Raw genomic sequence first — 22,288 nt, forward strand, 5'->3', positions numbered from 1 at the left:
TGCATGTGCTGGTCGCCGGCAACGGCGCCAAGCCGGCAGCGGACGCCGCCGCCAAGCTCAAGGGCGTGAGCAAGGTGCTGCTTGCCGAAGCCGACGAGCTCACCGAGCGTCTCGCCGAACCGCTGGCGGCGCTCGTCATCGGCATGGCCGATACGTATGACACGATCGTCGCGCCGGCGACCTCCTCGGGCAAGAATGTCGCGCCGCGCGTGGCAGCCCTGCTCGATGTCGCGCAGGTGTCGGAGATCATCGAGATTGTCTCGCCCGACACCTTCAAGCGGCCGATCTATGCCGGCAACGCCATCCAGACGGTGCAGTCGAGCGACGCCAAGAAGGTGATCACCGTGCGCACCGCCTCCTTCCAGGCTGCACCCGAGGGCGGTTCAGCCCCGGTCGAGACGGTTCAGGCAGCAGTCAATCCCGGCCTGTCGAGCTTCGTCGAGAACAGGCTTTCCGAGACCGACCGTCCGGAGCTGACTTCGGCCAGGATCATCATCTCGGGCGGCCGCGCGCTGGGCTCCTCGGAGAAGTTCCAGGAAGTCATCCTGCCGATCGCCGACAAGCTCGGCGCCGCCGTCGGCGCCTCTCGTGCCGCAGTCGATGCCGGCTATGCGCCGAACGACTGGCAGGTCGGCCAGACCGGCAAGGTGGTCGCACCCGATCTCTACATCGCCGTCGGCATCTCCGGCGCCATCCAGCATCTTGCCGGCATGAAGGATTCGAAGGTCATCGTCGCCATCAACAAGGACGAGGAGGCGCCGATCTTCCAGGTCGCCGACTACGGCCTCGTCGGCGACCTTTTCGTCATTCTGCCGGAACTGCAAAAGGCGCTTTGACGCCTTCTGCCAAAGCGTATTAAATTGTGAAGGGCGGGGTAGACGAAGTCGCCCCGCCCTTTTAGTTTGCACCGCACAAAAAGCAGGCCGCAAAGGCCATTTGACGGGATCGGTGTAATGAACAAGATCGAGACGATCGGCATCATCGGGGCGGGCCAGATGGGCGGCGGCATCGCCCATGTGTCCGCGCTGGCGGGCTACAAGGTGCTGGTTTACGACATCTCGCCCGAGCGCATCGAAAAGGGCATCGCCACGATCAGCGGCAACATGGCCCGCCAGGTCGGCTCCGGCAAGCTCGAGGAAAAGCTGCGCAACGAGGCGATGGCGCGCATTTCGTCAGCACCGACCATGGCCGACCTTGCCGGTGCCGATCTGGTGATCGAGGCAGCGACCGAGGACGAGACGGTCAAGCGCAAGATCTACGCCCAGCTCTGCCCGCAGCTCAATCCGGAAGCCATCCTGGCGACGAACACCTCGTCGATCTCGATCACGCGTCTCGCCGCGCAGACCGACAGGCCGGAGCGTTTCATCGGCATCCATTTCATGAATCCGGTTCCGGTCATGAAGCTGGTCGAACTGGTGCGCGGCATTGCCACCGAGGACCAGACCTTCGAAGCGGCAAAGGCCTATGTGAACCATCTCGAGAAGACGATCACCGTCTCGGAGGATTTTCCAGCCTTCATCGTCAACCGCATCCTGCTGCCGATGATCAACGAGGCGATCTACACGCTCTATGAAGGCGTCGGCTCGGTCGACGCGATCGACACAGCCATGCGGCTCGGCGCCAACCATCCGATGGGACCGCTGCAGCTTGCCGATTTCATTGGCCTCGACACCTGCCTGTCGATCATGCAGGTGCTGCATGACGGCCTGTCGGATTCGAAATACCGGCCCTGCCCGCTGCTGGTGAAATATGTCGAGGCCGGCTGGCTCGGCCGCAAGACCGGGCGCGGCTTCTACGACTATCGCGGCGAGCATCCCGTTCCAACGCGCTGACCGGCGATACGAGCCAGCGCGCCCGGCCGCGCTAAGTGAGGACCGTGCGGCTGCTCTGTCGGCAGCCTCGTGGCCGCGGATCGAAGACCGTGCCGGTCCGGAAGCAGACGAGCCGCTTTGCGGACATTCGAGAGCAGGACCCTCAGCTTGATGCGGCATCGCTGTGAATGACCCGATATTCGACCTTCTCGCGCCGCGTCTCACCCGCACGACTATGTTGTGGGTATAATCTTGACCGCTTCACTAAGACGAGGGGCGGCAATTCTTAGGGGTCGAGTTTGTCCGTGTGGGTTCTGTTCCCGAAAGGCAAGGCCGAGTAAGGCCGAGGTCACTGCCTTTACAACGAGCCAAACTGGTTGCACTGTATCTGCTTCGCATGAGCACGACCTTCTGAAGGAGGGATCAATGGCAGGCGGCGTGGAATCGATATATTTCACCGTGACGGTTAGTAATAAATTTGTGAGAGTATTTGACAATCTTACAATGCCGAAGTCGATGACGTCTTTTTTTCAGAAAGTCAGAGATGAAAAAAAAGAGGTAGCCGTTACGACCCAAGGCAATAACGTCGGCAGTGTGGATGTCCATGTGAGCAAGGACGAGGAAGATTGGTTTGTACACGAAGAGAATATAGAGGTCGTGGCTGAAATCATATATAATATTAATGACAAAGCTTTCTCGCCACCGCCACCGCCACCGCCACCTTCGAAGTCGAAGCAAGAATCCGCCAAGGAAGATACCAAGAACTAACTTTGGCTCCCCCCTCCGCGGCTTAGCCGGCCGCCGCGATGTGCCAGCATGAAGCTGTTCCCGTAAGTGTTTGGGCTGCGGTTGCCGGGAAGATTTGCATTCAAGACGATTTCTTCGGCGAAGTCAGTACTTGTGGCAAGTTCCATGATCGGGGTTTTCATTGTAACTCCCCACATAACGTATCCTAGGTCATCAAATCCGCATCCTGTCGCGGCGGTTTCTCCTGACGTTGGATGAAAAATGAGCAGTTTTGGTTTGTCATTGCGGTAGCATTGACCTTCAAAGGCATATCCATAGACGACAGCAATCACCTCCTTGGTTGGAATTATAGGCGTGGCATCATCGCGGTTCTTGACAATGGACATGCGAAGTAAGTTTTCATTGAACGGCAAAGTCGCTGTTCTGTGACTAACTTTGCCCACATTATCGAAATTCAACCTGACACCATAGAGCGTAATCTGATCCGGCAAATAGTTTTGCGCGCTGGGTGGCGCAGGAATATCGGACGACATAGTGCTTCTCCCTCCAGTATTGTTTGGCGATCGACCTGGCCCACCAGGAGGGCCAGACGGTTTAAGCGCGTTGCCTGTAGGGGTTGGCGACCTTGCCATCCCATTCTCCTCAAAAAATCTCGCGCCAGACGAAGTTGGCGACAACACTCTCGACGAAGCGACTCGCGCGCCCGCTTTCGGCAGCCACAACCATCGCCTCGGCCGCTTCACGATAGTCCAGCGTATGGGGATCAAGCAGTTCCCACGACCGCACCATAATTTCGCCAACGAGATCGCGGGCCTCTTCCAACGCCGATTTCAGTGCGAAGAGGCGGCCGTCGTTGGCGGCGAGTGAGGCCGAAAGCAGGTCTTCGATCTCTTCTTCGGAAAGCTCACTCCTGAGATCACGAAAGTCACGCGGATCCAGGTCGGACAGCCCGCGTTCGAACAGCAGCACCTGGTAGATCTCGATAAGGATGTCGAAGAGTGCGCCCGCGAAGGGCTTGGAAAGGTCATGCACTTCCGTGCTGACGTCGCTCATCCGCAGCGAGTGGCTGAACCGTCGGACCTGCTTTTCGTCGGAGAGCTCGCCGAAGCGGTCCAGTTCGTTGTTGATCAGGAGGTTGCCGCGCGTGCGCCGCAAAAGCAAATCCAGCGCAGTATCGAAGTGCAGGAGCGAGATCAGCGCGATGAAATCGGCCACTGCTTCGTGGTAGGCGAAGTATTCATGCGGCGGATCGAAACGGGGAACTCCCATGACGCCGAAAATCACCAGATGCCCGATCTCGTGTGCGACAGCATCGAAGTTGAGCGCGAAGGGCTGCGTGGTTCCGCGGGCCTCATCGATCCCCATCTCCAGAAAGCCGTAACCCGACTGGGCGTTGTCCCAGTTCAGCCGCGGCACAATCTCGAGACGCGGATAGGTCGGTTCGAAGAACCAGGGAATCTCGCGCCCCACATAGCTCTCGCAGATGTCGAGCACCCGCCGCACGCAAGCGTAGGCATGCGCCGCCTCGAACTCCGGTGTGCCCAGCGGAATGTTGTCGAAGTGCCCGTCTGGGCCGGCTACCGCAGGCGGCCTGAGGGCACCGGCGTAAGGAGGCAGGTAAGGAAACTGGTATGGCTGCTTTTCAAGCAACGGGTCGATCACATACATCCGTCGGTCGGCTGGCCCGGGGCCGATCGCGTCAGGCGGCGTGGAGACCCAAATCATCTCGGGCCGTTCGTAACCCTGAATGAAAGGAGGTTGGGGAAAAACAAGGAAGCGTGTTCCAAGGCGCGAAGCCGCGGATCCAACCCCCGACTGCCATCTTGCGCTGGCGTCCATGCAGGCAGTCCCACCCCTCTCCTGAAAGGACAGTGTGAAGTATTCCTGTTAGATCAAAATCCATCCCGTTCCGCAAGAACAGACCCAATGTCGTCGTCCCACAGCCCGGCCGCGCCGAGATCATAGGCCCAAGCTTCGGTCAGGGTGAAAGGCGGGGTCATCGGCGCATGCGCCAGAAGTTCAGGGCAGCATGCAAGTTTCGCCAGCAAGCCGGTTGCGTCTTCGCGTTTGCGGTCGATCGCCGATCGGGGAAGCCAGTCAGCAAGCCGATCCAGGGCCGTTGCGGATTTGCTGGGCAGAGAAGATCGCGCCTCCGCGAGCAGCCTAGGATAGCTGCGATCGACGAAGTGCGTGTCGCGCGCCAGCACTTCCAGAGATCGCCTTTCCACGGCGTTGATGATGCCTGCTCGCAATGCCCGCTTTAGCGTAAGGCGTATATTGATAAGCGCTTCGCTCAGCGCCGCCGCGCCGAGTTCAGAAGGACACATCGCTACCGCGACTTCATCGTCGTCAGCGAGCGGCGTCAACGCGTACCATCGGTAGATGAACCCATGGCCCTGCATACCGAACGCCGCCAGTTCAGCGGCGCGGAGCGCGCCCATGCTTGCCGCCCCGAACACCGGAACGCCGTTTCCCAACGCCCACAGGATTTCCTTGTGACGAACTGCCGGTACCTTGCCGAACGAACCGTCGATGAGGATTATCGCTTTCGGTTGATAGGCTCTCATTGCGCGGACGATCGAACCCTGTTCGGCGGGCGGTAGATAAACGGCGTCGAGGATGGCTGCCGCTTGGGCACGCGGCAGCGTCGGTCCGAGGAAAATGACCGGCTTGTCCGCCATCCTTATCCTCTGATGAGGTCTTTGAGCGGAGGGGCGACGAGACGGACAATCTCGATATCGGGATCCGTGCTGCTATGGAGCGGCACGACAAGGGCCGCCTGCGCTCCGGCGCGCCTTAGCGATTGGAGAACGGCGTCGAGCTTGCTGGCGCCCGAGGTCGGTCCGACGCTATCGGCGGGAAGCGTGGTGGCGTTCCCTGGCACCCGGAACGAGCGTCGACACGTGTCAAGGTCCACTCGGTCGTACCACTCGGGATAGGCGGCACGTGTAATGTCTTCGCGGGCACCGGCGAGCGCGGTTACCCGGGCCTGTGCCGCCTCCATCAGTGCCTTGGCCATGGCGCCATCATGGGTAAAGTCGCACGCAAACCCCTCGCCCGGCAGCGGCGCAATCTCCTGATGGGCTTCCGATTCCATGACGGCGCAGCGAAAGACCGGCAAATCATGATCGCCTGGGACGAGCCATATTCCGGCAACGAGATCCGCGGCTGCGAGGCTTGTCAGAATTCGCGACGAATGCGGACCGCCAACACGGGCGGGGTCGATACGAATTTCCGGAAAGGAACGTGGATACCGCTTGGCGCCTGCGATGCTCGAGCGCTCGATGATTTCTAGCGCTGCATGGGTGATCGCGGAAACTAGCGTTTGCCCGGCGGCGAGTCCACGCGTGGAACGGGGAAACGCCACGGGATGCGGGGACGGAAGCGTGTAGATGGTATCGACCAGGGGGAGAGGAACTGGCAACACCCGGCCGGTGAAAATATCATAACCGTCGGTCCACTGGAGTTGCAGTTGATCCCAGCCGGCGTCGAAGTCATGGACTCGGCAGCCGGCATAGAGGGCCCGAATCTCTTCCCCCAGATCGCGCGCGCTTGCGATCCTGATGCGCTCATGCGAGACCTGCTCCGCCGCCCATCCTTCGAGCGCTTCCATCAGCGCCCCGGCCGCTGCCTCTATGAGGGTCTCACCCTTGCCCTGGGAGACAGCGTTGGAGAGCGACAATGGCCGCACGGCTTGAGCAACCGCCACGCCGGCGCGATCAAGGCGGGTCAACGATCCGATCCGCGTTATGCCAAAACGTCTCCGGACGGAGAAAAGCCCGCGGACGAGCTTCTCGGTGGCTGCGGAGTCTGTGCACTGGACACCGCTAAGGGCGGAGAGTTCGCGGTCGAGCCTAACACCGATCTCATTCGCAGGAATGGCAAGCGCCTGCGCAAAGCCGGTGTCGGACTTCACAGCCGGAGCCGATCGAGGTCCAGCCGCACGCGTGACGCCAGGGGTGCGGCCCGCTGTTCGGTGCTGATTTCGAGCGCTCGACGAAGGTCGGCCACCACCGCCTCCTGCGATTCGCCGAGGGCATGACGGAGCACAGCGCGCTGCCGTAGCAACTCAGCAAGCCAGAACACTTGCCCACTGCTGGTCGAAGCCGCGATGATGCTATCCAGTATCGACAAAGCCTCGTCGTTGCGTCCGGCGCGTTCGAACAACTCCGAACGCATGCCCTCAAAAACGGGGGCACCCTCGTAGGTCGCGATCTCGCGCCAGCGCGTCAGCCCGGTTTCGAATGCCATTACGCCAGCTGCCGCGTCCCCGCTCATACCCTGCGCCCAGGCACGGAACAGCGCCGCCTTGGCGAGTACACCCGGCGTCGCCCGTCCGAGGTCTCCGATCCTTTCGGAGACCGCAATCACACCGGGATGGTCGTTTCGATATCGTTTCAGCTCGATCTCGAACTCCAGTGCATGCAACATGCTGTTCGGATGATTGATGTGCTCGGCCCATCGTTTGGCAGCGATTATACTTTCGGAAGCCCCGTTGTCGTCGCCTACGAACCACAGGGAGAACGCACGTTCGCCCAGGCCGCAGACCTTGGCGTCATGACCTCCGTAACGGCCGCGGTTGAAACGTGCGCGATCCTCGTCGTAAAGAACGAGACCCTGCTCGACGCATTTTAGGCAGCGCGAATGCAGCCCGGCATCAATGTTAGTCGCCCATGCGCAATGCAGCGACTGGAGCCGGACCTCAGGATCTGCAGAGCCTTCAAGGTCCTGCACGAGGATGTCCGATCTTGCGCGCTGCGTCTCGTAGTCGGGAGCGGTGAACCACCAACCCCAGTAAAGCGGGAACCATTCTGCACGATCCCGATCCTTAATCGCGGCGCACAGTGATACGCCGCGCTCATAGATCGCACGCGCTTGCTGGCTGCCTCTACCGAAAAGAGCCGCAACGACCGGCCCGCGAACTGTGAGGAGGCGAAGCAGTTGCTCATTCGACTCGGCATTCCTGCCGGCCTGAGCGAGTTGTTTCTCAGCGAAATCCAGCAGGTTTTCTGCCTCCTGCATTGCTGACCGAACATCGCAAGCCTCTGCCGCCTGGATAGCGTGGCGCGCCGCCTGCAAAGGCTGTCCGGCCTGCCCGAAATGCCACGCCATCGTCTCGTCGGAGAGCGGCGGAGCAACGCCAGATTGAATGAGATTTACAACGCTTGTGTGGATTTCCTGCCGCTCGGATTTCAGGAGGCTCTCGTAGGCCGCTTCCTGGATCAGCACGTGGCGGAAGCGAATTTCCATACCGCCAGACTTCCGACGGACAATCCCGGCTTGGACAAGTCCTTCGATTGCTTCGTCCAGGGGTGTGGCAAGATGCCCAAGTTCAAGCACACAAGCCAGCAGTTTCCGTCGGAACTGTCGCCCCAGGACGCTTGCGATTTGTGCGACACGTCTCAATGGCCCCAGGCTGGCGAGGCGGGCTGCGATAAGATCCCGGAGATCCAGAATGCTATCCGCACGAAGCAACGCCTCCAATCCGGCCCGATCGGGCAAGCCAGCCTTCGCTCGTTCGCGGATCCAAAGCGCCAGCTGTTCGGCAAACAGGGGCACGCCATCGCTCTTCTCGTAGATAAAGGCGACCAGTCCATCTGGTGGCGAATCCTCCCAGATCGTGCTGATCAGCCCCGCGGTAGCTTGAGCAGTTAGGCCAGACAAGGCGACGGCAAGCACGTTTGGATCGCCGAAACCATCCAGCTCGATAGCCTCGCGCGACGTTACTGCGGCAAGGATCGGGCGTGTTTCGATCCACCCACTCAGCTTGGCGACGAGTGCTTTGGTGAGCGTGTCTGCCCAGTGAACGTCCTCGATTATCAACAGGAGCGGTCCAAGAGCGGACGGCGACGTCAGAAGTGACAGCATGGCCTCGACAACACGCGCCCTGATCTCCTCGTCCGAGAGATCGACCTGCCAGGCTTCGCCAGCGCCCCCCTCCGTCTCGCCCGCGACAAGAAATGTGATTATCTCGGCATTCAACGGGCTAAATTCCGAGCCATGTGACCGCAGGTAGCGCGTGACTGCATCACGATCCGGGTCGGCGTTGCCGGTCGTGTCTGCGATTGCCTTTCTGAGAGGCTCCAGAAACGGGTGCAGCGGTTCCGAATTACCGCGCGGCTGACATTGAAACACCAGGGTGCGCACACCCTTAGCGGCAAGATCACGGCGAAACTCGGCGATCAGCCGGGATTTTCCGATCCCGGGGTCGCCATGGAGAAGAATGAACTGGCCATTGCCGCTTGCAGCTCTAACCCAACGCCGGCCAAACAATTCAAGCTCGTCTTCGCGACCGATTAACGGCGCAGAAACGCGCCGATACGCTGTGAAGCGGTCGAACTGCTGCCGGCGAGTTATTGGCCGCCACAAAAGCACCGGTTCGCCAAATCCTTTCAGGTGCCTTGGACCGATCTCCTCGAATTCGAACGCGCCCATGGTAAGCCGATAGGTGGCTTCTGCGACAGCAACACTGTTCGGCGCTGCTTCGGACTGGATGCGAGCAGCCAGTGCCGGCGCGACGCCAATAATCTCGGTGGCGCCCGGAAGGTTCGTTTTCGAAGCGTCAGCGACGACGACCACACCTGTGGTGATGCCGACCCTTACCTTGAGGCTGGATTCGGATTGTCTCGCCAATTTCTCGCACCACTCGACAATCTCGATTGCCGCCGCGACCGCACATTCGGCGGCATCTTCCCTGGACTCGGGAAAGCCGAAATAGGCGCAGCCGCCGTCGCCTTGAACCCGCTCGAGGTAGCCATTGTAGTCGCTGATCAATGCAGCCGCTCCATTGTGGAGCGAACGTTGCATAGTGCCGAATTCTTCGGGGTCCAGCTGATTTAACAAAGTGGTCGAACCAACAATGTCATAGTACAGCGCGGTCACATGCCTGCGCTCCCCTGCAAGCGACCCGGTCTGAACTCGTTCCCTGGTGGTCATCGGACGTCCTGCAACACGCCTGAGATCGCGACGCGGCTTTCTCGGATGTTATCGAAGCTCCATCGCGAGCACTAAGGCTTAGAATAGTCCCATTGGCAACGGCATAATATGTTCCTAGCCCACCCGTCTGCTATCCGTTCGCAACCCAGCCATGATCATCAACGCGGGCTTTTAGTTGCAACGACAGGGATGGGGTGCCTTTAGCCTAACAGGAGCGTCGGCAGGAGGAGCGCGCGTGCGATCCACGTTTGGCGCAATCACGTTTCTAGCGCGCTCACTGGCAAGGTCCGCTTCCGGGATAGGGCCGCGGGTCTCGGGAATGAGATCAAGCGCAGAGCTGCCATTCAGAATCTGACATGTGGATGTGTCGCCTTCGAATCCGGCACGGGCGATCGAACTTCCGCAACCGGCCGAACCAGGTCGTTCAGAAATGCCAGATCGTTCATGAGTTTTGACGAGTTAGAGCATCACGGTCTCCGATCGCAGGCTGTCGCTACCAGCGCACGAAAAGCCGCCCGCCGAGCGCGCCGAGAGCGGCGAGGATGGCAATCGCGATCGTGTACCAGGTGGCGACGAAAAGCGGCGAGTCGTCGAAGCAGTGTGCGGCATAGAAGGTTGCCGCCAGCCCGCCGGCGAGCAGGCCCGCAACGGCTCCGGCAAGCACCGGCCGCGTCGGCGCGCCATAGCGCAGCACCGCCAGGAAGACGGCAAGCGGACCGATGCCGATCAGCGGAATGAAGGTCAGGCAGATAAGCATGTTGCTGCCGACCAGCCGCCTGCCCCAGTCGGCCGCAGGCACCGAAAGGAGTTCCAGACCCACGGCTACGGCCACCAGCAGCGGTGCGGCAATCATCCAGGTCGCCGCCCTGCTCGTTGCTGCACCGGGTGTCGACAGGGCGCGGATCAAGGCGAAGGCGCTGACCGCCAGAGCCGTCGTGAACACAAACTTGGCAACGAAACGCGTCGTATACATGGCGGTGGCGATGTCGGTGCGTGGGCCGATCGCCAGCCAGAAAACCACCGCCGCGATCAGCGTAGCCGCACCTGCGCCTATCCACCAGGCCGAGCCAAGCGGCATCGCCGTGCTGCGGACATCGGCGTCGAGCGCCTTGATGAGATCGTCGGTCCTCATGTTATTCCCGCTTGAATTGTTTGGCCCCGAACCGTTTGGCAATGGCGGCGAGACCGCGATGCAGCGACACGCGCACCGCCGTCTCGCTGATACCGAATTTCGCTGCCGTTTCACCAATGGAACGGCCTTCGACCGACACCGACGAAACCACCGAACGCTGCGCCGGCGGCAGGCCGTCCAGGGCCCGGTTGATGTCGCGCCCGCTGACCGTCTCGGCCTCCGGTTCGGCGAAGGTCTCGGCGATCTCGTCGATCTCGATCTCGATGCGCCGGCCGCGCCGTCGAAAGGCGTCGATCAGCTTGAAACGCGCTATGGCGTAGACCCAGGGCAGCACAGGTAAATCCTGGCGCCAGGTATGCCGCTTCACATGAATGGCCAGCAAGGTTTCCTGCACGACATCCTCGGGATCGACCCCGCCCTGAACGATCTTGCGCCTGATGAAGCCGCGAACGAGGGCAGCCGTCCGGCGCAGAAAGTCGGCGTAGGCCCTTTCATCTCCCGCGATCGCGGCCCGCATCAGCCGGGAAAGCTCGGCCTCGTCCTTGCCGGTCACAAGAGTTCACTCCCCGATAATTCGCGCCTCGGCGCTGATTTGTTACGTGGCCGGCGAAATAATGTCCAAGCCAAAGTAAGGACTATCACGAAGGTTTCACCTCCGGCGCCCGATTACGCAGCTCACCAATCTTGACTGCACCGATCAGGAATTGATAGTGCAGCCATGCCAAATCAAAGACCATCGAAATCGAGCGGGATGACGTCCATGAAACATGCTCTTTCCGTCCTTGCCGGAGCCACAGCACTTGCAATCAGCCTGGTCGCCAGCCCGGTTATGGCCCAGGACAGCGGCATCGTCGTCTACAATGCCCAGCATGAGAGCCTGACCAATGCCTGGGTGGAAGGTTTCACCAAGGAAACCGGCATCAAGGTTACCGTCCGCCACGGCGGCGACAGCGATTTTTCCAACCAGATCGTCGCCGAAGGCGCCGCCTCGCCGGCCGACGTGTTCCTGACGGAAAACTCGCCCGCGATGGTGCTGGTAGAATCAGCCGGCCTGTTCGCGCCAGTCGACGCCGACACGCTGGCGCAGATTCCCAAGGAGTACCAGCCGGCCAGCGGCAAGTGGGTAGGCATCGCCGCGCGCAGCACCGTCTTTGCTTACAACAAGACCAAACTGACCGCCGAGCAGTTACCCAAGTCGCTGCTTGAACTCGCCGATCCGAGCTGGAAGGGACGCTGGGCCGCTTCGCCGTCCGGCGCCGATTTCCAGGCGATCGTCAGCGCGCTTTTGCAGCTTAGGGGTGAGGCCGCAACGGCCGACTGGCTGAAGGCGATGAAGGCGAACTTCACCGCCTACAAAGGCAACAGCACGGTGATGAAGGCGGTCAATGCCGGCGAGGTCGATGGCGGCGTGATCTATCACTATTATTACTACGGCGACCAGGCCAAGACCGGCGAGAACAGCAAGAATGTCGGGCTGCATTATTTCAAGAACCAGGATCCCGGCGCCTTCGTCTCGGTTTCCGGCGGGGGCGTTCTGGCCTCCAGCAAGCACCCGAAGGAAGCCCAGGCCTTCCTGAAATGGGTGACCGGCAAGGGTGGTCAGGACGTGCTGAAGACCGGCAATTCCTTCGAATACGCGGTCGGCAAGGGCGCGGAGTCCAATCCGGCGCTGGTGCCGCTGGCCGATCTGCAGGCGCCGAAGGTCGACGCGACGACGCTGAACTCCAAAGAGGTGACCGACCTGATGACGGCAGCCGGCTTGCTTTAGTTCGCGTTCGTCCTAAAACGGCAGCCGACTGCGCTCCTGCGGGAATTCGCTTCCGCAGGAGCGCTCTGTTTTCGAGGTGGCATTCGTCCATGACGACAAGCTGCGTTTTTGGCCGTGTTTGCGGCTCTGCGATCGTTTCCGCCACCGGGCGGCAACGGCTCGGCGTCTGAGCTGATGCTGCCTGCGGCCGACCTTGCACGTTCAGGCTTGCCAACCGGCATGGTGGCTGTGCATTGGAGGCGCCGGCGGCCGATATCCTGGATTTCGCTCGCCGCCATCCTGGTCTCACTGTTCTCGCTGCTGCCGCTCGCCTTCATCATCTGGATTGCCGTGCAGACTGGCTGGGACACCGTATCGGCACTGGTCTTCCGGCCACGTGTTGGCGAGCTCCTGGTCAACACCCTGCTTTTGGTGGTGCTGGCGGTGCCGATCTGCATCGTGCTCTCGGTGGCGCTGGCCTGGCTGACCGAACGCAGCAGCCTTCCCGGTGCCCGGCTGTGGGCCTGGCTGTCGGTGGCGCCGCTCGCCATCCCCGCCTTCGTCCACAGCTACGCCTGGATTACCCTGGTGCCGGGACTGCACGGGCTGTGGGCCGGCGTACTGGTTTCCGTCGTCGCCTATTTCCCGTTCCTCTATCTGCCGGTGGCGGCAGCCTTGCGCCGGCTCGATCCTGCTCTCGAAGATGCCGCTGCAGCCGTCGGCCTCGGGCCATGGCGCGTGTTCCGGCGGGTGGTGCTGCCGCAGCTCAGGCTCGCCATCTGCGGCGGCTCGCTGCTGGTCGGCCTGCATCTCCTGGCCGAATATGGCCTCTACGTGTTCATCCGCTTCGATACCTTCACCACCGCGATCGTCGACCAGTTCCAGTCGACCTTCAACGGCCCCGCCGCCAACATGCTGGCTGCGGTGCTGGTGACATGCTGTTTCGTGCTGCTCGGGATCGAAGTGCTGGTGCGCGGCGAGGAGCGCTATGCCCGCGTCGGCTCGGGCGCCGCGCGGCAGCAGCAACGCACAAGGCTCGGCCGCGCCACCATCCCGTGCTTGGCTCTGCCCGTCGTCACCGCGCTGCTGGCGCTTGGCGTGCCGTTCGTCACCATCGGCCGCTGGCTTGTGGCCGGCGGCACCGATGTCTGGCGCCTCGATGAGATCGGCCTGGCGCTCGGCCAGACCCTGTTCCTGGCGCTCGCCGGCGCCCTACTCGCCACAATCGCCGCCATGCCGATGGCCTGGATCTCGATCCGCGCGCCGGGGCCGCTGCAGCGCCTTCTGGAGGGCTGCAACTACATCGTCGGCTCGCTGCCAGGCGTCGTCGTGGCGCTGGCGCTGGTCACCATCACGGTGCGCATCGCCCTGCCGCTCTATCAGACCCTGTTCACGATCCTCGTTGCCTATGCGCTGATGTTCCTGCCGCGCGCCCTGATCAGCCTGCGAGCGTCGATCGCGCAGGCGCCGGTCGAGCTCGAGCGCGCCGCCGCCAGTCTCGGCCGGTCACCGCTCAAGGCGCTGTGGTCGACGACGATCCGCCTGTCGGCGCCGGGTGCCGCGGCGGGCATGGCGCTGGTGGCGCTCGGCATCATGAATGAATTGACCGCCACCCAGATGCTGGCGCCCAACGGCACCCGCACGCTGGCGATGGCGTTCTGGGCCCACAGCGGCGAGATCGACTATGCGTCCGCCGCACCTTACGCGCTCATCATGGTGGCGATGTCGCTGCCGCTGACCTGGCTGCTCTACGTCCAGTCGAAGCGGATGGCCGGACGATGAGCTTCCTCGAGCTCACCGATGTGCACAAACACTACGGCCCGGTGGCCGCACTGGCCGGCGTCGACCTCAGCGTGGCCAGCGGCAGCCGCACGGCGATCGTCGGGCCGTCCGGCTGCGGCAAGACGACCTTGCTGCGGCTGATCGCCGGTTTTGAGGCGCCGGACCAGGGTCGCATCGTGCTCGACGGCGAGGTACTGGCCAATGGCGGCGCCGCGGTGCCGGCATATCGGCGCGGCATCGGCGTGGTGGCGCAGGACGGCGCCCTGTTCCCGCATCTGAGCATCGCCGCCAATATCGGTTTCGGCATGCGGCATCACCAGGACAAGCGCAGCGAGCGTATCGCCGAGCTCGCCTATATCGTCGGGCTCGACAAGGCGATCCTGAAACGGCGGCCGCACGAGCTCTCAGGCGGTCAGCAGCAGCGTGTGGCGCTGGCCCGCGCCATGGCCATGAAGCCGCGGCTGATGCTGCTCGACGAGCCGTTCTCGGCGCTTGACACCGGCCTGCGCGCCTCGATGCGCAAGGCGGTGGCCGAGCTTCTGGAGGCCGCCGGCATCACCACGATCCTGGTCACCCACGACCAGGCCGAGGCGCTGTCCTTTGCCAGCCAGGTCGCGGTGATGCGCGACGGCAAATTCTCGCAGGTCGGCACGCCGCGCGAGCTTTATCTCAAGCCGAAGGACCGGATGGTCGCCGAATTCCTCGGCGACGCCATCATCCTGCCGGCCAGGATCGCGGACGGCTTCGCCAGCTCGCCGCTCGGCCGCATCGCCGTCGACAGCACCGAGCGGCGCGATCTCGTCCGCATCATGCTGCGGCCGGAACAGGTGCTTTTGAAACGGACATCGCGCGAAGGCATGTCGGGCACGCCGGACATGCTGTTCGGCGAAGTCACGGAGTCCGAATTCGCCGGCTCGATGTGCACCATCGCAGTGCGGCTCTTGAACAGTCCCGATCCGCCGGACGCAGCCGCGATCGGCAACACGCCACTGGTCCTGCGCAAGCCGGGCATGGACACACCGACGGTTGGCGAGATCGTCCGGCTGACGGTGTCAGGCAAGGCGCATGTGTTTGCCTGAACGCTCGGGTAGCGCGCCGATCAGGCCGACAGGCCGGCTTCAATCGACCCGCTTGCCGGCCTGATCGAACCAGTGCAGCTTTTCGGCTTTGCCCACGACACGCAACTGGTCGCCGGGCTTTGCGGTGGCGCGCCCTGAGACGCGCACGATGATACGGCTGCCGGCTGCGGCGCAGTGAAGAAAGCTTTCGGCCCCGACCGGCTCGACCGCTTCGACTGCCGCCGGCAGGACGAGCGCACCGGGCAGCGCCTCCGCATTGAAGGTGACGTCGGCATCTTCAGGGCGAAACCCCAGCGTCACGGCTTGCGTTCCGGGAGCCGCAAAGCCGATCGCGGTGCCGTCAGCCAGTATCGGGCCTGAGGAACTTCCGGTCAGCGCCAGGAGGTTCATCGGCGGCGCGCCGATGAAGGAAGCGACGAAGATCGACGCCGGCTTTTCGTAGATGTCGAGCGGCGCGCCCGTTTGCTCGACCAACCCGGCGTTCATGACAACAAGGATGTCGGCCAGCGTCATCGCCTCGAGCTGGTCGTGGGTGACATAGACCGAGGTGACGCCGAGCGTGCGCTGCAAGTTCTTGATCTCGACCCGCATCTGCCCGCGCAATTTGGCATCGAGATTGCTGAGCGGCTCGTCGAACAGGAAGACTTTCGGATTGCGCACGATGGCGCGGCCCATGGCGACACGCTGGCGTTGACCGCCGGAAAGCTCGCGCGGCCGCCGGTCGAGCAGCGCCGAAAGCTCCAGCACCTTGGCGGTCGAACGCACCCTGCTGTCGATCTCGTCCTTCGGCGTGCCGCGATTGCGAAGGCCATAGGCCATGTTGTCATAGACTTTCATATGCGGGTAAAGCGCGTAGTTCTGGAACACCATGGCGATGTCGCGCTCGGTCGGGCCGATGGCGTTGACCACCTTGCCGTCGATGGCGACCGTACCGGCGGAAATGGTCTCCAAACCGGCGATCATCCTCAGCAGCGTGGACTTGCCGCAGCCGGAGGGGCCGACCAGCACGCAAAGCTCCTTGTCGGGAATGGCGATGGAGACGCCCTTAACGGCTTCGACGCCGCTCGGATAGACCTTCTTCACATCCTTCAGATCGACGGTCGCCATCAGCTTCTCACTTTTCGGATTCGACCAAGCCGCGCACGAACCAGCGTTGCATCAGCACCACCACCAGGATCGGCGGCACGATGGCCAGCATCGCGGTGACCATGACCAGGTGCCATTCGGTATCGGCATCGGCAAAGGAAACCATCTTTCTCAACGCGATGACGATGGTGTTCATGTCGTTGCTGTTGGTGACCAGCAGCGGCCAAAGATACTGCGTCCAGCCATAGATGAAGAGGATGACGAACAGCGCCGCGATGTTGGTGCGCGACAATGGCAACAGGATATCGAAGAAGAAGCGCCATGGCCCGGCGCCGTCGACGCGCGCCGCCTCGACCAATTCGCCCGGTATGGTCATGAAGAACTGGCGGAACAGCAGCGTCGCGGTGGCCGAGGCGATCAGCGGGATGATCAGGCCGGCATAGGTGTCGATCATGCCGAGATCTACCATGACCTTGTAGGTCGGAAGGATGCGCACTTCCACCGGAAGCATCAAGGTGATGAAGATCAGCCAGAAGAAGGTCATGCGCAGCGGGAAGCGGAAGAACACGATCGCATAGGCCGACAGGATCGAGATGCAGATCTTTCCCACCGCAACGCCGAGCGCCATGATCGTGGTGTTGAGGAGCAGTTGGCCGACGCTGACACCGCCGATGCGGCCAATGCCGCCGAACAGCGCCTCGCTGTAGTTGTTCCAGAGCTGGCCGCCGGGCAAGAGCGGCAGCGGCGGCCTGAGGATGGTTTGCAACGTGTGTGTCGAGGCAACGAACGTGTAGTAGATCGGGAAAGCCACGATCAATATGCCGAGGATAAGCACGGCATGGGCGATGAAGGTACGGAGCGGGGACTGGCCGATCATCGCTGCCCTCAGCCGTAATGGACTTTGCGTTCCACGTAGCGGAACTGGATAGCGGTGAGCGCAATGACGATCGCCATCAGGATGACCGACTGCGCCGCCGACTCGCCCAGGATCAGATTGACGAAGCCGTCATTGTAGACCTTGTAGACCAGCGTCTCGGTCGCCTTGCCCGGCCCGCCGCCGGTGACGGCATGAACGATGCCGAACGTATCGAACAGGGCATAGACGGTGTTGACGACCAGCAGGAAAAAGGTGGTCGGCGCGAGCAGCGGGAAGACGATGGTCCAGAAGCGCTTGGTCTCGCCGGCGCCGTCCATGGCCGCCGCCTCGATCAGCGTTTTCGGCACTGCCTGCAGACCGGCGACGAAGAACAGGAAATTGTAGCTGATCTGCTTCCAGGCAGCCGCCGACACCAGCAGGATCATGGCGTGGGTTCCGTTGAGCAGCGGATCCCATGCGATGCCGAGGCTTCTCAGCAAATACGCCAACGAGCCGATCGAAGGATTGAACAGAAACAGCCACAGCATGCCGGCAATCGCCGGCGCCACGGCATAAGGCCATATCAACAGCGTGCGGTAGAGGCCTTTGCCGCGCACCGCCTTCTCGGCCATGACCGCAAGCAAAAGGGCCACGCACATCGCGACGATCGCGGTCGCAAGCGAGAACACCACGGTGACCTTGATCGAATTGAGGTAGGCCGGATCGGCCAGCACCTTGCGGAAATTGGCAAACCAGACGAACCTGGTCCTCAGCCCGAACGGATCCTGTCTGAGCATCGACTGGTAAAGCGCCTGACCGGCCGGCCAGTAGAAGAAAACCAGTGTTATGGCGAGTTGTGGCGCCACCAGAAGGTAGGGCAGGATCTTGTTGGGAAAGACGACGCGTGGAGACAGGCTGATTTCCTTCGCTATCTCGGGAGACGCCCACGCGAGCTCGCGTGGGCGATATTCAAACCGACACCAACCGAGATAATCTCGTCAGTTCTCCAGCGCTTCCTTGATTGCGGCGTTGCCGCGCGTGACCGCGTTGTCAAGCGCCTGCTGAGCGGTTTGCTGGCCGGCCAGCATCTTCTCGAACTCCTCGTTCTGGATATCGCGCACCTGCGGCAGGTTCGGCAGGCGCACGCCCTTCGAGTTGTCGGTCGGCGCCTTGCCCGTCATTTGCAGGATGGGTGTCTCACGGCCGGGGTTCTTGTCATAGAAGCCCGATTTCTTGGTCGCCTCGTAGGCAGCGAGCGTCACCGGCAGGTATCCCGACTTCTGGTGCAGATATTCCTGCACATCGGTCTTGGACAGGTAGGCGAAGAATGCCGCAACGCCCTTGTATTGCTCGTCCGACTTGGCGCCGAACACCCACAGGCTGGCGCCGCCCGGCGTGGTGTTCTGCGGTGCGCCCTTCGCGTCGCTGTCGTAGGGAAGCTGGCCGATGCCATAGTTCATGCCGGACTTGACGATGTCGCCGAGGCCGCCCGACGATTCGGTGAAGATGCCGCATTCGCCGGCGAGGAAGATCTGCTTGGCTTCGGAGGTACGCCCGCCATATTTGAATGTGCCGTCCTTGGCGAGGTCTGCGAGCGCCTGGAAGTGGTTGACGAAAATCGGCGCGTTGATCTTGAGTTCGACATCACCGCCGGCCAGACCGTTCTGCTGGGTCGCCCACGACACATCATTCCACGCCGCGAAATTCTCCAGATGGATCCAGGTCAGCCAGGTCGAGGTATAGCCACAAGGGGCGGCGCCGCTCGTCTTGATCTTCTTGGCGGCTTCCCAAACCTCGTTCCAGGTCTTGGGCGGGTTGTTCACGTCGAGACCGGCCTTCTGGAAGATGTCCTTGTTGTAATAGAGGATCGGCGAGGAGGAATTGTAGGGGAAGGACAGCATGGTGCCGTCCGGCTTCGAATAATAGCCGACGATGCCGGGCAGATACTGGCTCTTGTCGAAGGTCATCCCGGCACCGGTCATCACCTCGGCCACCGGCTTGATCGCACCCTCGGCCGCCATCATCACGCCGGTGCCGACGTCGAACACCTGGAGGATGTCGGGCGCCTGGCCAGCGCGGAAAGCGGCGATGCCGGCGTTCAGCGTCTCCGGATAGGTGCCCTTGAACACCGGAACCAATTCATAGTCGCTCTGGCTGGCGTTGAAATCCTTGGAGATCTTGCCGACGACCTCGGCGTTGGCGCCGGTCATGGCGTGCCACCAACTGATCTGCGTGACGGCGAAGGCGGAGGTGGTGGAAAGCAGGGTCAAGGTGGCGGCGACACCGGCCGCGAAGCCGAACAACTTCATGTTTCATCTCCCGTTTGTCATTGGCGAAAGGGGCACTCTCGCAAAGCCAATATGTGCCGCCCGTGACAATTGGACAACGGTTTTGTTGCGGACCGATGAACTTGATTCCCACTTAAAGTGGCGTGCGCTTCGAGATGAGAGCCGATGGAAAGCAATTGAAAAGCCGGCTTACCAATCGCACAACGACGACGACCGGCAATCGCCGGCGCCTCCTAAAGAGCGCACTTTGCGCGACATGCATTAGTCCGACTTGCCGAGCGCCGTCTCGACCAGCCGCCTGGCGTCGGGGCTCGACCATTCTGCCGGGCCGTTCATGTGGGCAATCAGGCAGCCTTCACCGTCGATCAGCATGGTGACCGGCAGGCCGAGCGCCAGGCCGCGTGTCTTGAGATCGTTGAACAGCGCCATCGTCGAATCGCGGTAGTAGCCGAGCGCCTTGACGCCGGTTTCCTCGAGGAACTTCTTCGGCTTGCTGTCGTCGCCGGCATCGACATTGACCGCGACGACCTCGAAGGCATTACTGCCCATTTCGTTCTGCAGCGCGTCGAGCGCCGGCATTTCGGCGCGGCAGGGCGCGCACCATGTCGCCCACAGATTGAGCAGCACCGTCTTGCCGGCATGGTCGGCGAGCGTCATCGGCTTGCCGTCGGGGCTGTTGAAGGCAAGGCCCTTCAGCGACTGCGGCGGATCGGCCGGCAAAAGTGCTGCAACCTGGCCGGTGGCAGCCGCCGCGACCGTCTTGGCGCGGTCGGCCTTGGCGGCGCAGGCGACATCGTCCTTGCTGTCGCCCACGGCGACTTGAGCGGGGGCGTTGTTGCCAGAACCGCTTTCGCTGACATATACCGCGACCGCGCCGGCCAGCACGCCTGCCACCAAAGCGGCGAGGATGAGGCGCGGGGCCGGGAAAAATCGATTGCCGTCTGCCATTTTTTAAAACTGCTCCGGAGCACGGGTTATAGCGATGAGCGACAAGAAGGCCAGCAACCAGATGTGGGGCGGACGTTTTGCCTCGGGTCCGGCCGCGATCATGGAAGCGATCAACGCGTCGATCTCGTTCGACCGCAAACTCTACGCGCAGGATATCCGAGGCTCGATCGCCCACAGCGAGATGCTGGCGCAAACCGGCATTATTTCGGCGGCCGATCAAGAAAAAATCGCTCACGGGCTGAACACGATCCTGGCAGAGATCGAAGCCGGCACGTTCGAGTTCTCGACCAGGCTGGAAGACATCCACATGAATGTCGAGGCCCGCCTTGCCGAGCTGATCGGCCCGGCTGCCGGCCGCCTGCATACCGCCCGTTCGCGCAACGACCAGGTGGCGGTCGATCTCAGGCTATGGGTCAAGGACGAGTGCTTTCGCGTCGCCGAGGCGCTGAAGGGCCTGATCACGGCGTTCCTGGAGCGGGCCGAGGAGCATGCGGCAACGGTAATGCCGGGCTTCACCCACATGCAGGCGGCGCAGCCGGTGACCTTCGGCCATCACTGCATGGCCTATGTCGAGATGTTTTCGCGCGACCTGTCGCGTGTTCGCGACGCTATCGAACGGATGGACGAAAGCCCGCTCGGTGCGGCCGCGCTTGCCGGCACCAGCTTTCCGATCGACCGGCAGCAGACGGCCAGGGCGCTCGGCTTCCGTGAGCCGATGCGCAATTCCCTCGACAGCGTTTCGGACCGCGATTTCGCGCTCGAGTTTTTGGGGCTGGCGGCGATCTGCGCGACGCATCTGTCGCGGCTGGCCGAAGAAATCATCATCTGGTCGACGCCGCAATTCGGCTTCGTCAGGCTGTCGGACTCATTCTCCACCGGCTCCTCGATCATGCCGCAGAAGAAGAACCCCGACGCCGCCGAGCTGGTGCGCGGCAAGACCGGCCGCGTCACCGGCCATCTGGTCGGCCTGCTGACTGTCATGAAGGGCATGCCGCTGACCTACGGCAAGGACATGCAGGAAGACAAGGAATCCGTGTTCGACGCCGCCGAGACGCTCGACCTGATGCTGGCTGCGATGACCGGCATGGTGCGCGACATGACGGTGAATGCCGCCGCCATGAAGAAGGCAGCCGGGTCAGGCTATGCGACCGCGACCGATCTTGCCGACTGGCTGGTGCGCAGCCTTGGCTTGCCGTTCCGCGAGGCGCACCACGTCACCGGCCGCGCCGTGGCGTTGGCCGAAGAGAGGAAAATCGGGCTCGACAGGCTGCCGCTGGAAGACTTGCAGTCCATTCACCCCGGCATCACGGCGGACGTGTTTTCGGTGCTTGCCGTGCAGAATTCTGTGAAGAGCCGCACGAGCTTCGGCGGCACCGCGCCGTCGGAAGTGAGGAAGCAGATTCGCTACTGGAAAAAGCACATCGCCAAGGCGTGATGCTCGTGCGGCGAATCCGAAATTCGCATCACGTTGGAGCAGCGCGGCGAGCGAATTTCGGATTCAAGAGCCGCACGAGTTAATCAATGAATTCTAGTGTGGTTTTGGATTTGAAGTTCCTCAACGCGAATGCCATCAATGCCAGGAACTTCAAATCCACCACACTAGGTGCAATGCCAGCAAAACTCCGCTAAAAGCGGCGGGCAAAAGTTTCGGACGGATGGATCGATGACCGCAAGCAGGATTTTGGTGACGCTGACGCTGCTGGCGGCGCTGGCAGCCGTAACGGCCTGCGGCAGGAAAGCCGGGCTCGATACGCCCTATGAGGCGGCCGTGCAGGCGCGCAAGGACGCACAAAAGGCAGAGCAGCCCGTGCCGCCGGAGCCGGAAAAACCCGTCGAGGACAAGAAGTTCATTCTCGATCCGTTGATCTAGAGCCGA

Annotated in this window: 20 protein-coding genes; 8 read left to right on the plus strand and 12 right to left on the minus strand. The window is 62.1% G+C overall.

The genetic code is table 11. From position 1 onward, the window contains the following. The 3 genes from BLT09_RS11270 to BLT09_RS11280 form a co-directional block, all read left to right on the plus strand. The coding region (locus BLT09_RS11270) for an electron transfer flavoprotein subunit alpha/FixB family protein (RefSeq protein WP_091593031.1) at window positions 1–836 on the plus strand (836 nt) is incomplete at its 5' end. A 117-nt stretch (window positions 837–953) separates the two neighbouring features. Then, window positions 954–1,832, plus strand: a complete 879-nt coding sequence (locus BLT09_RS11275) for a 3-hydroxybutyryl-CoA dehydrogenase (RefSeq protein WP_023797239.1) — start codon at window positions 954–956, stop codon at window positions 1,830–1,832. A 405-nt stretch (window positions 1,833–2,237) separates the two neighbouring features. Further along, a complete protein-coding gene (locus BLT09_RS11280; RefSeq protein ID WP_091593033.1) occupies window positions 2,238–2,579 on the plus strand; it encodes a hypothetical protein in 342 nt (113 codons plus the stop codon). Here BLT09_RS11280 and BLT09_RS33640 read toward each other — a convergent pair. From BLT09_RS33640 to BLT09_RS11310, 7 genes are all read right to left on the minus strand, one after another. After that, window positions 2,576–3,091, minus strand: coding sequence for a hypothetical protein (locus tag BLT09_RS33640; RefSeq protein ID WP_139172583.1), 516 nt, complete (start codon window positions 3,089–3,091; stop codon window positions 2,576–2,578). The genes BLT09_RS11280 and BLT09_RS33640 overlap by 4 nt on opposite strands. 109 nt (window positions 3,092–3,200) lie before the next feature. Then, window positions 3,201–4,226, minus strand: coding sequence for a gluzincin family metallopeptidase (locus tag BLT09_RS11285; RefSeq protein ID WP_342028444.1), 1,026 nt, complete (start codon window positions 4,224–4,226; stop codon window positions 3,201–3,203). A 224-nt stretch (window positions 4,227–4,450) separates the two neighbouring features. Beyond that, window positions 4,451–5,239, minus strand: coding sequence for a TfuA-like protein (locus tag BLT09_RS11290; RefSeq protein ID WP_091593038.1), 789 nt, complete (start codon window positions 5,237–5,239; stop codon window positions 4,451–4,453). Between the two features lie 2 nt (window positions 5,240–5,241). Then, window positions 5,242–6,474, minus strand: a complete 1,233-nt coding sequence (locus tag BLT09_RS11295; protein ID WP_167366404.1) for a YcaO-like family protein — start codon at window positions 6,472–6,474, stop codon at window positions 5,242–5,244. Further along, window positions 6,471–9,494: an AAA family ATPase gene (locus BLT09_RS11300; RefSeq protein ID WP_091593043.1), complete on the minus strand. Its 3,024-nt coding sequence runs from the start codon at window positions 9,492–9,494 to the stop codon at window positions 6,471–6,473. Before BLT09_RS11300 ends, BLT09_RS11295 begins: the two co-directional genes overlap by 4 nt. 493 nt (window positions 9,495–9,987) lie before the next feature. Then, complete coding sequence (locus BLT09_RS11305; protein WP_091593044.1) at window positions 9,988–10,626, minus strand: NrsF family protein; 639 nt, start codon at window positions 10,624–10,626, stop codon at window positions 9,988–9,990. A 1-nt stretch (window position 10,627) separates the two neighbouring features. Further along, entirely contained in the window at window positions 10,628–11,179 is a 552-nt protein-coding gene (locus BLT09_RS11310) for a sigma-70 family RNA polymerase sigma factor (protein WP_091593047.1), read from the minus strand. Window positions 11,180–11,386: 207 nt separating this feature from the next. Between BLT09_RS11310 and BLT09_RS11315 the strand changes: the two genes are divergently transcribed. From BLT09_RS11315 to BLT09_RS11325, 3 genes are all read left to right on the plus strand, one after another. Then, window positions 11,387–12,394: an iron ABC transporter substrate-binding protein gene (locus BLT09_RS11315; RefSeq protein ID WP_091593049.1), complete on the plus strand. Its 1,008-nt coding sequence runs from the start codon at window positions 11,387–11,389 to the stop codon at window positions 12,392–12,394. Between the two features lie 174 nt (window positions 12,395–12,568). Then, the gene (locus tag BLT09_RS11320; RefSeq protein ID WP_167366405.1) at window positions 12,569–14,155 is read left to right on the plus strand and encodes an ABC transporter permease; all 1,587 of its coding nucleotides are present in this window, start codon (window positions 12,569–12,571) and stop codon (window positions 14,153–14,155) included. Next, on the plus strand, window positions 14,152–15,234 hold the full coding sequence (locus BLT09_RS11325; RefSeq protein ID WP_091593054.1) for an ABC transporter ATP-binding protein: 1,083 nt from the start codon (window positions 14,152–14,154) through the stop codon (window positions 15,232–15,234). The genes BLT09_RS11320 and BLT09_RS11325 overlap by 4 nt, the downstream gene beginning before the upstream one ends. Window positions 15,235–15,273: 39 nt before the next feature. On the opposite strand, the gene BLT09_RS11330 is transcribed toward BLT09_RS11325, so the two are convergent. The 5 genes from BLT09_RS11330 to tlpA form a co-directional block, all read right to left on the minus strand. Next, entirely contained in the window at window positions 15,274–16,341 is a 1,068-nt protein-coding gene (locus BLT09_RS11330; RefSeq protein WP_091593056.1) for a sn-glycerol-3-phosphate import ATP-binding protein UgpC, read from the minus strand. A gap of 7 nt (window positions 16,342–16,348) precedes the next feature. Continuing rightward, window positions 16,349–17,197, minus strand: a complete 849-nt coding sequence (gene ugpE, locus BLT09_RS11335; protein ID WP_023797226.1) for a sn-glycerol-3-phosphate ABC transporter permease UgpE — start codon at window positions 17,195–17,197, stop codon at window positions 16,349–16,351. Window positions 17,198–17,205: 8 nt separating this feature from the next. Beyond that, window positions 17,206–18,090 carry a sn-glycerol-3-phosphate ABC transporter permease UgpA gene (gene ugpA, locus BLT09_RS11340; RefSeq protein WP_091593057.1) on the minus strand — a complete coding sequence of 295 codons (885 nt, stop codon included), beginning with the start codon at window positions 18,088–18,090 and terminating at the stop codon, window positions 17,206–17,208. Window positions 18,091–18,174: 84 nt separating this feature from the next. After that, entirely contained in the window at window positions 18,175–19,485 is a 1,311-nt protein-coding gene (ugpB, locus tag BLT09_RS11345) for a sn-glycerol-3-phosphate ABC transporter substrate-binding protein UgpB (protein WP_091593059.1), read from the minus strand. Between the two features lie 240 nt (window positions 19,486–19,725). Beyond that, entirely contained in the window at window positions 19,726–20,412 is a 687-nt protein-coding gene (gene tlpA, locus BLT09_RS11350; RefSeq protein ID WP_091593061.1) for a thiol:disulfide interchange protein TlpA, read from the minus strand. Between the two features lie 34 nt (window positions 20,413–20,446). On the opposite strand from tlpA, the gene argH reads away from it, so the two are divergent. Then, window positions 20,447–21,847 carry an argininosuccinate lyase gene (gene argH / locus BLT09_RS11355; protein WP_091593063.1) on the plus strand — a complete coding sequence of 467 codons (1,401 nt, stop codon included), beginning with the start codon at window positions 20,447–20,449 and terminating at the stop codon, window positions 21,845–21,847. Window positions 21,848–22,075: 228 nt separating this feature from the next. Beyond that, a complete protein-coding gene (locus BLT09_RS11360; protein WP_091593065.1) occupies window positions 22,076–22,282 on the plus strand; it encodes a lipoprotein in 207 nt (68 codons plus the stop codon). Window positions 22,283–22,288 lie beyond the last annotated feature (6 nt).

Origin of the sequence: Mesorhizobium muleiense, assembly GCF_900099905.1 — a bacterium.
In the GTDB taxonomy this organism is placed as follows: domain Bacteria; phylum Pseudomonadota; class Alphaproteobacteria; order Rhizobiales; family Rhizobiaceae; genus Mesorhizobium; species Mesorhizobium muleiense.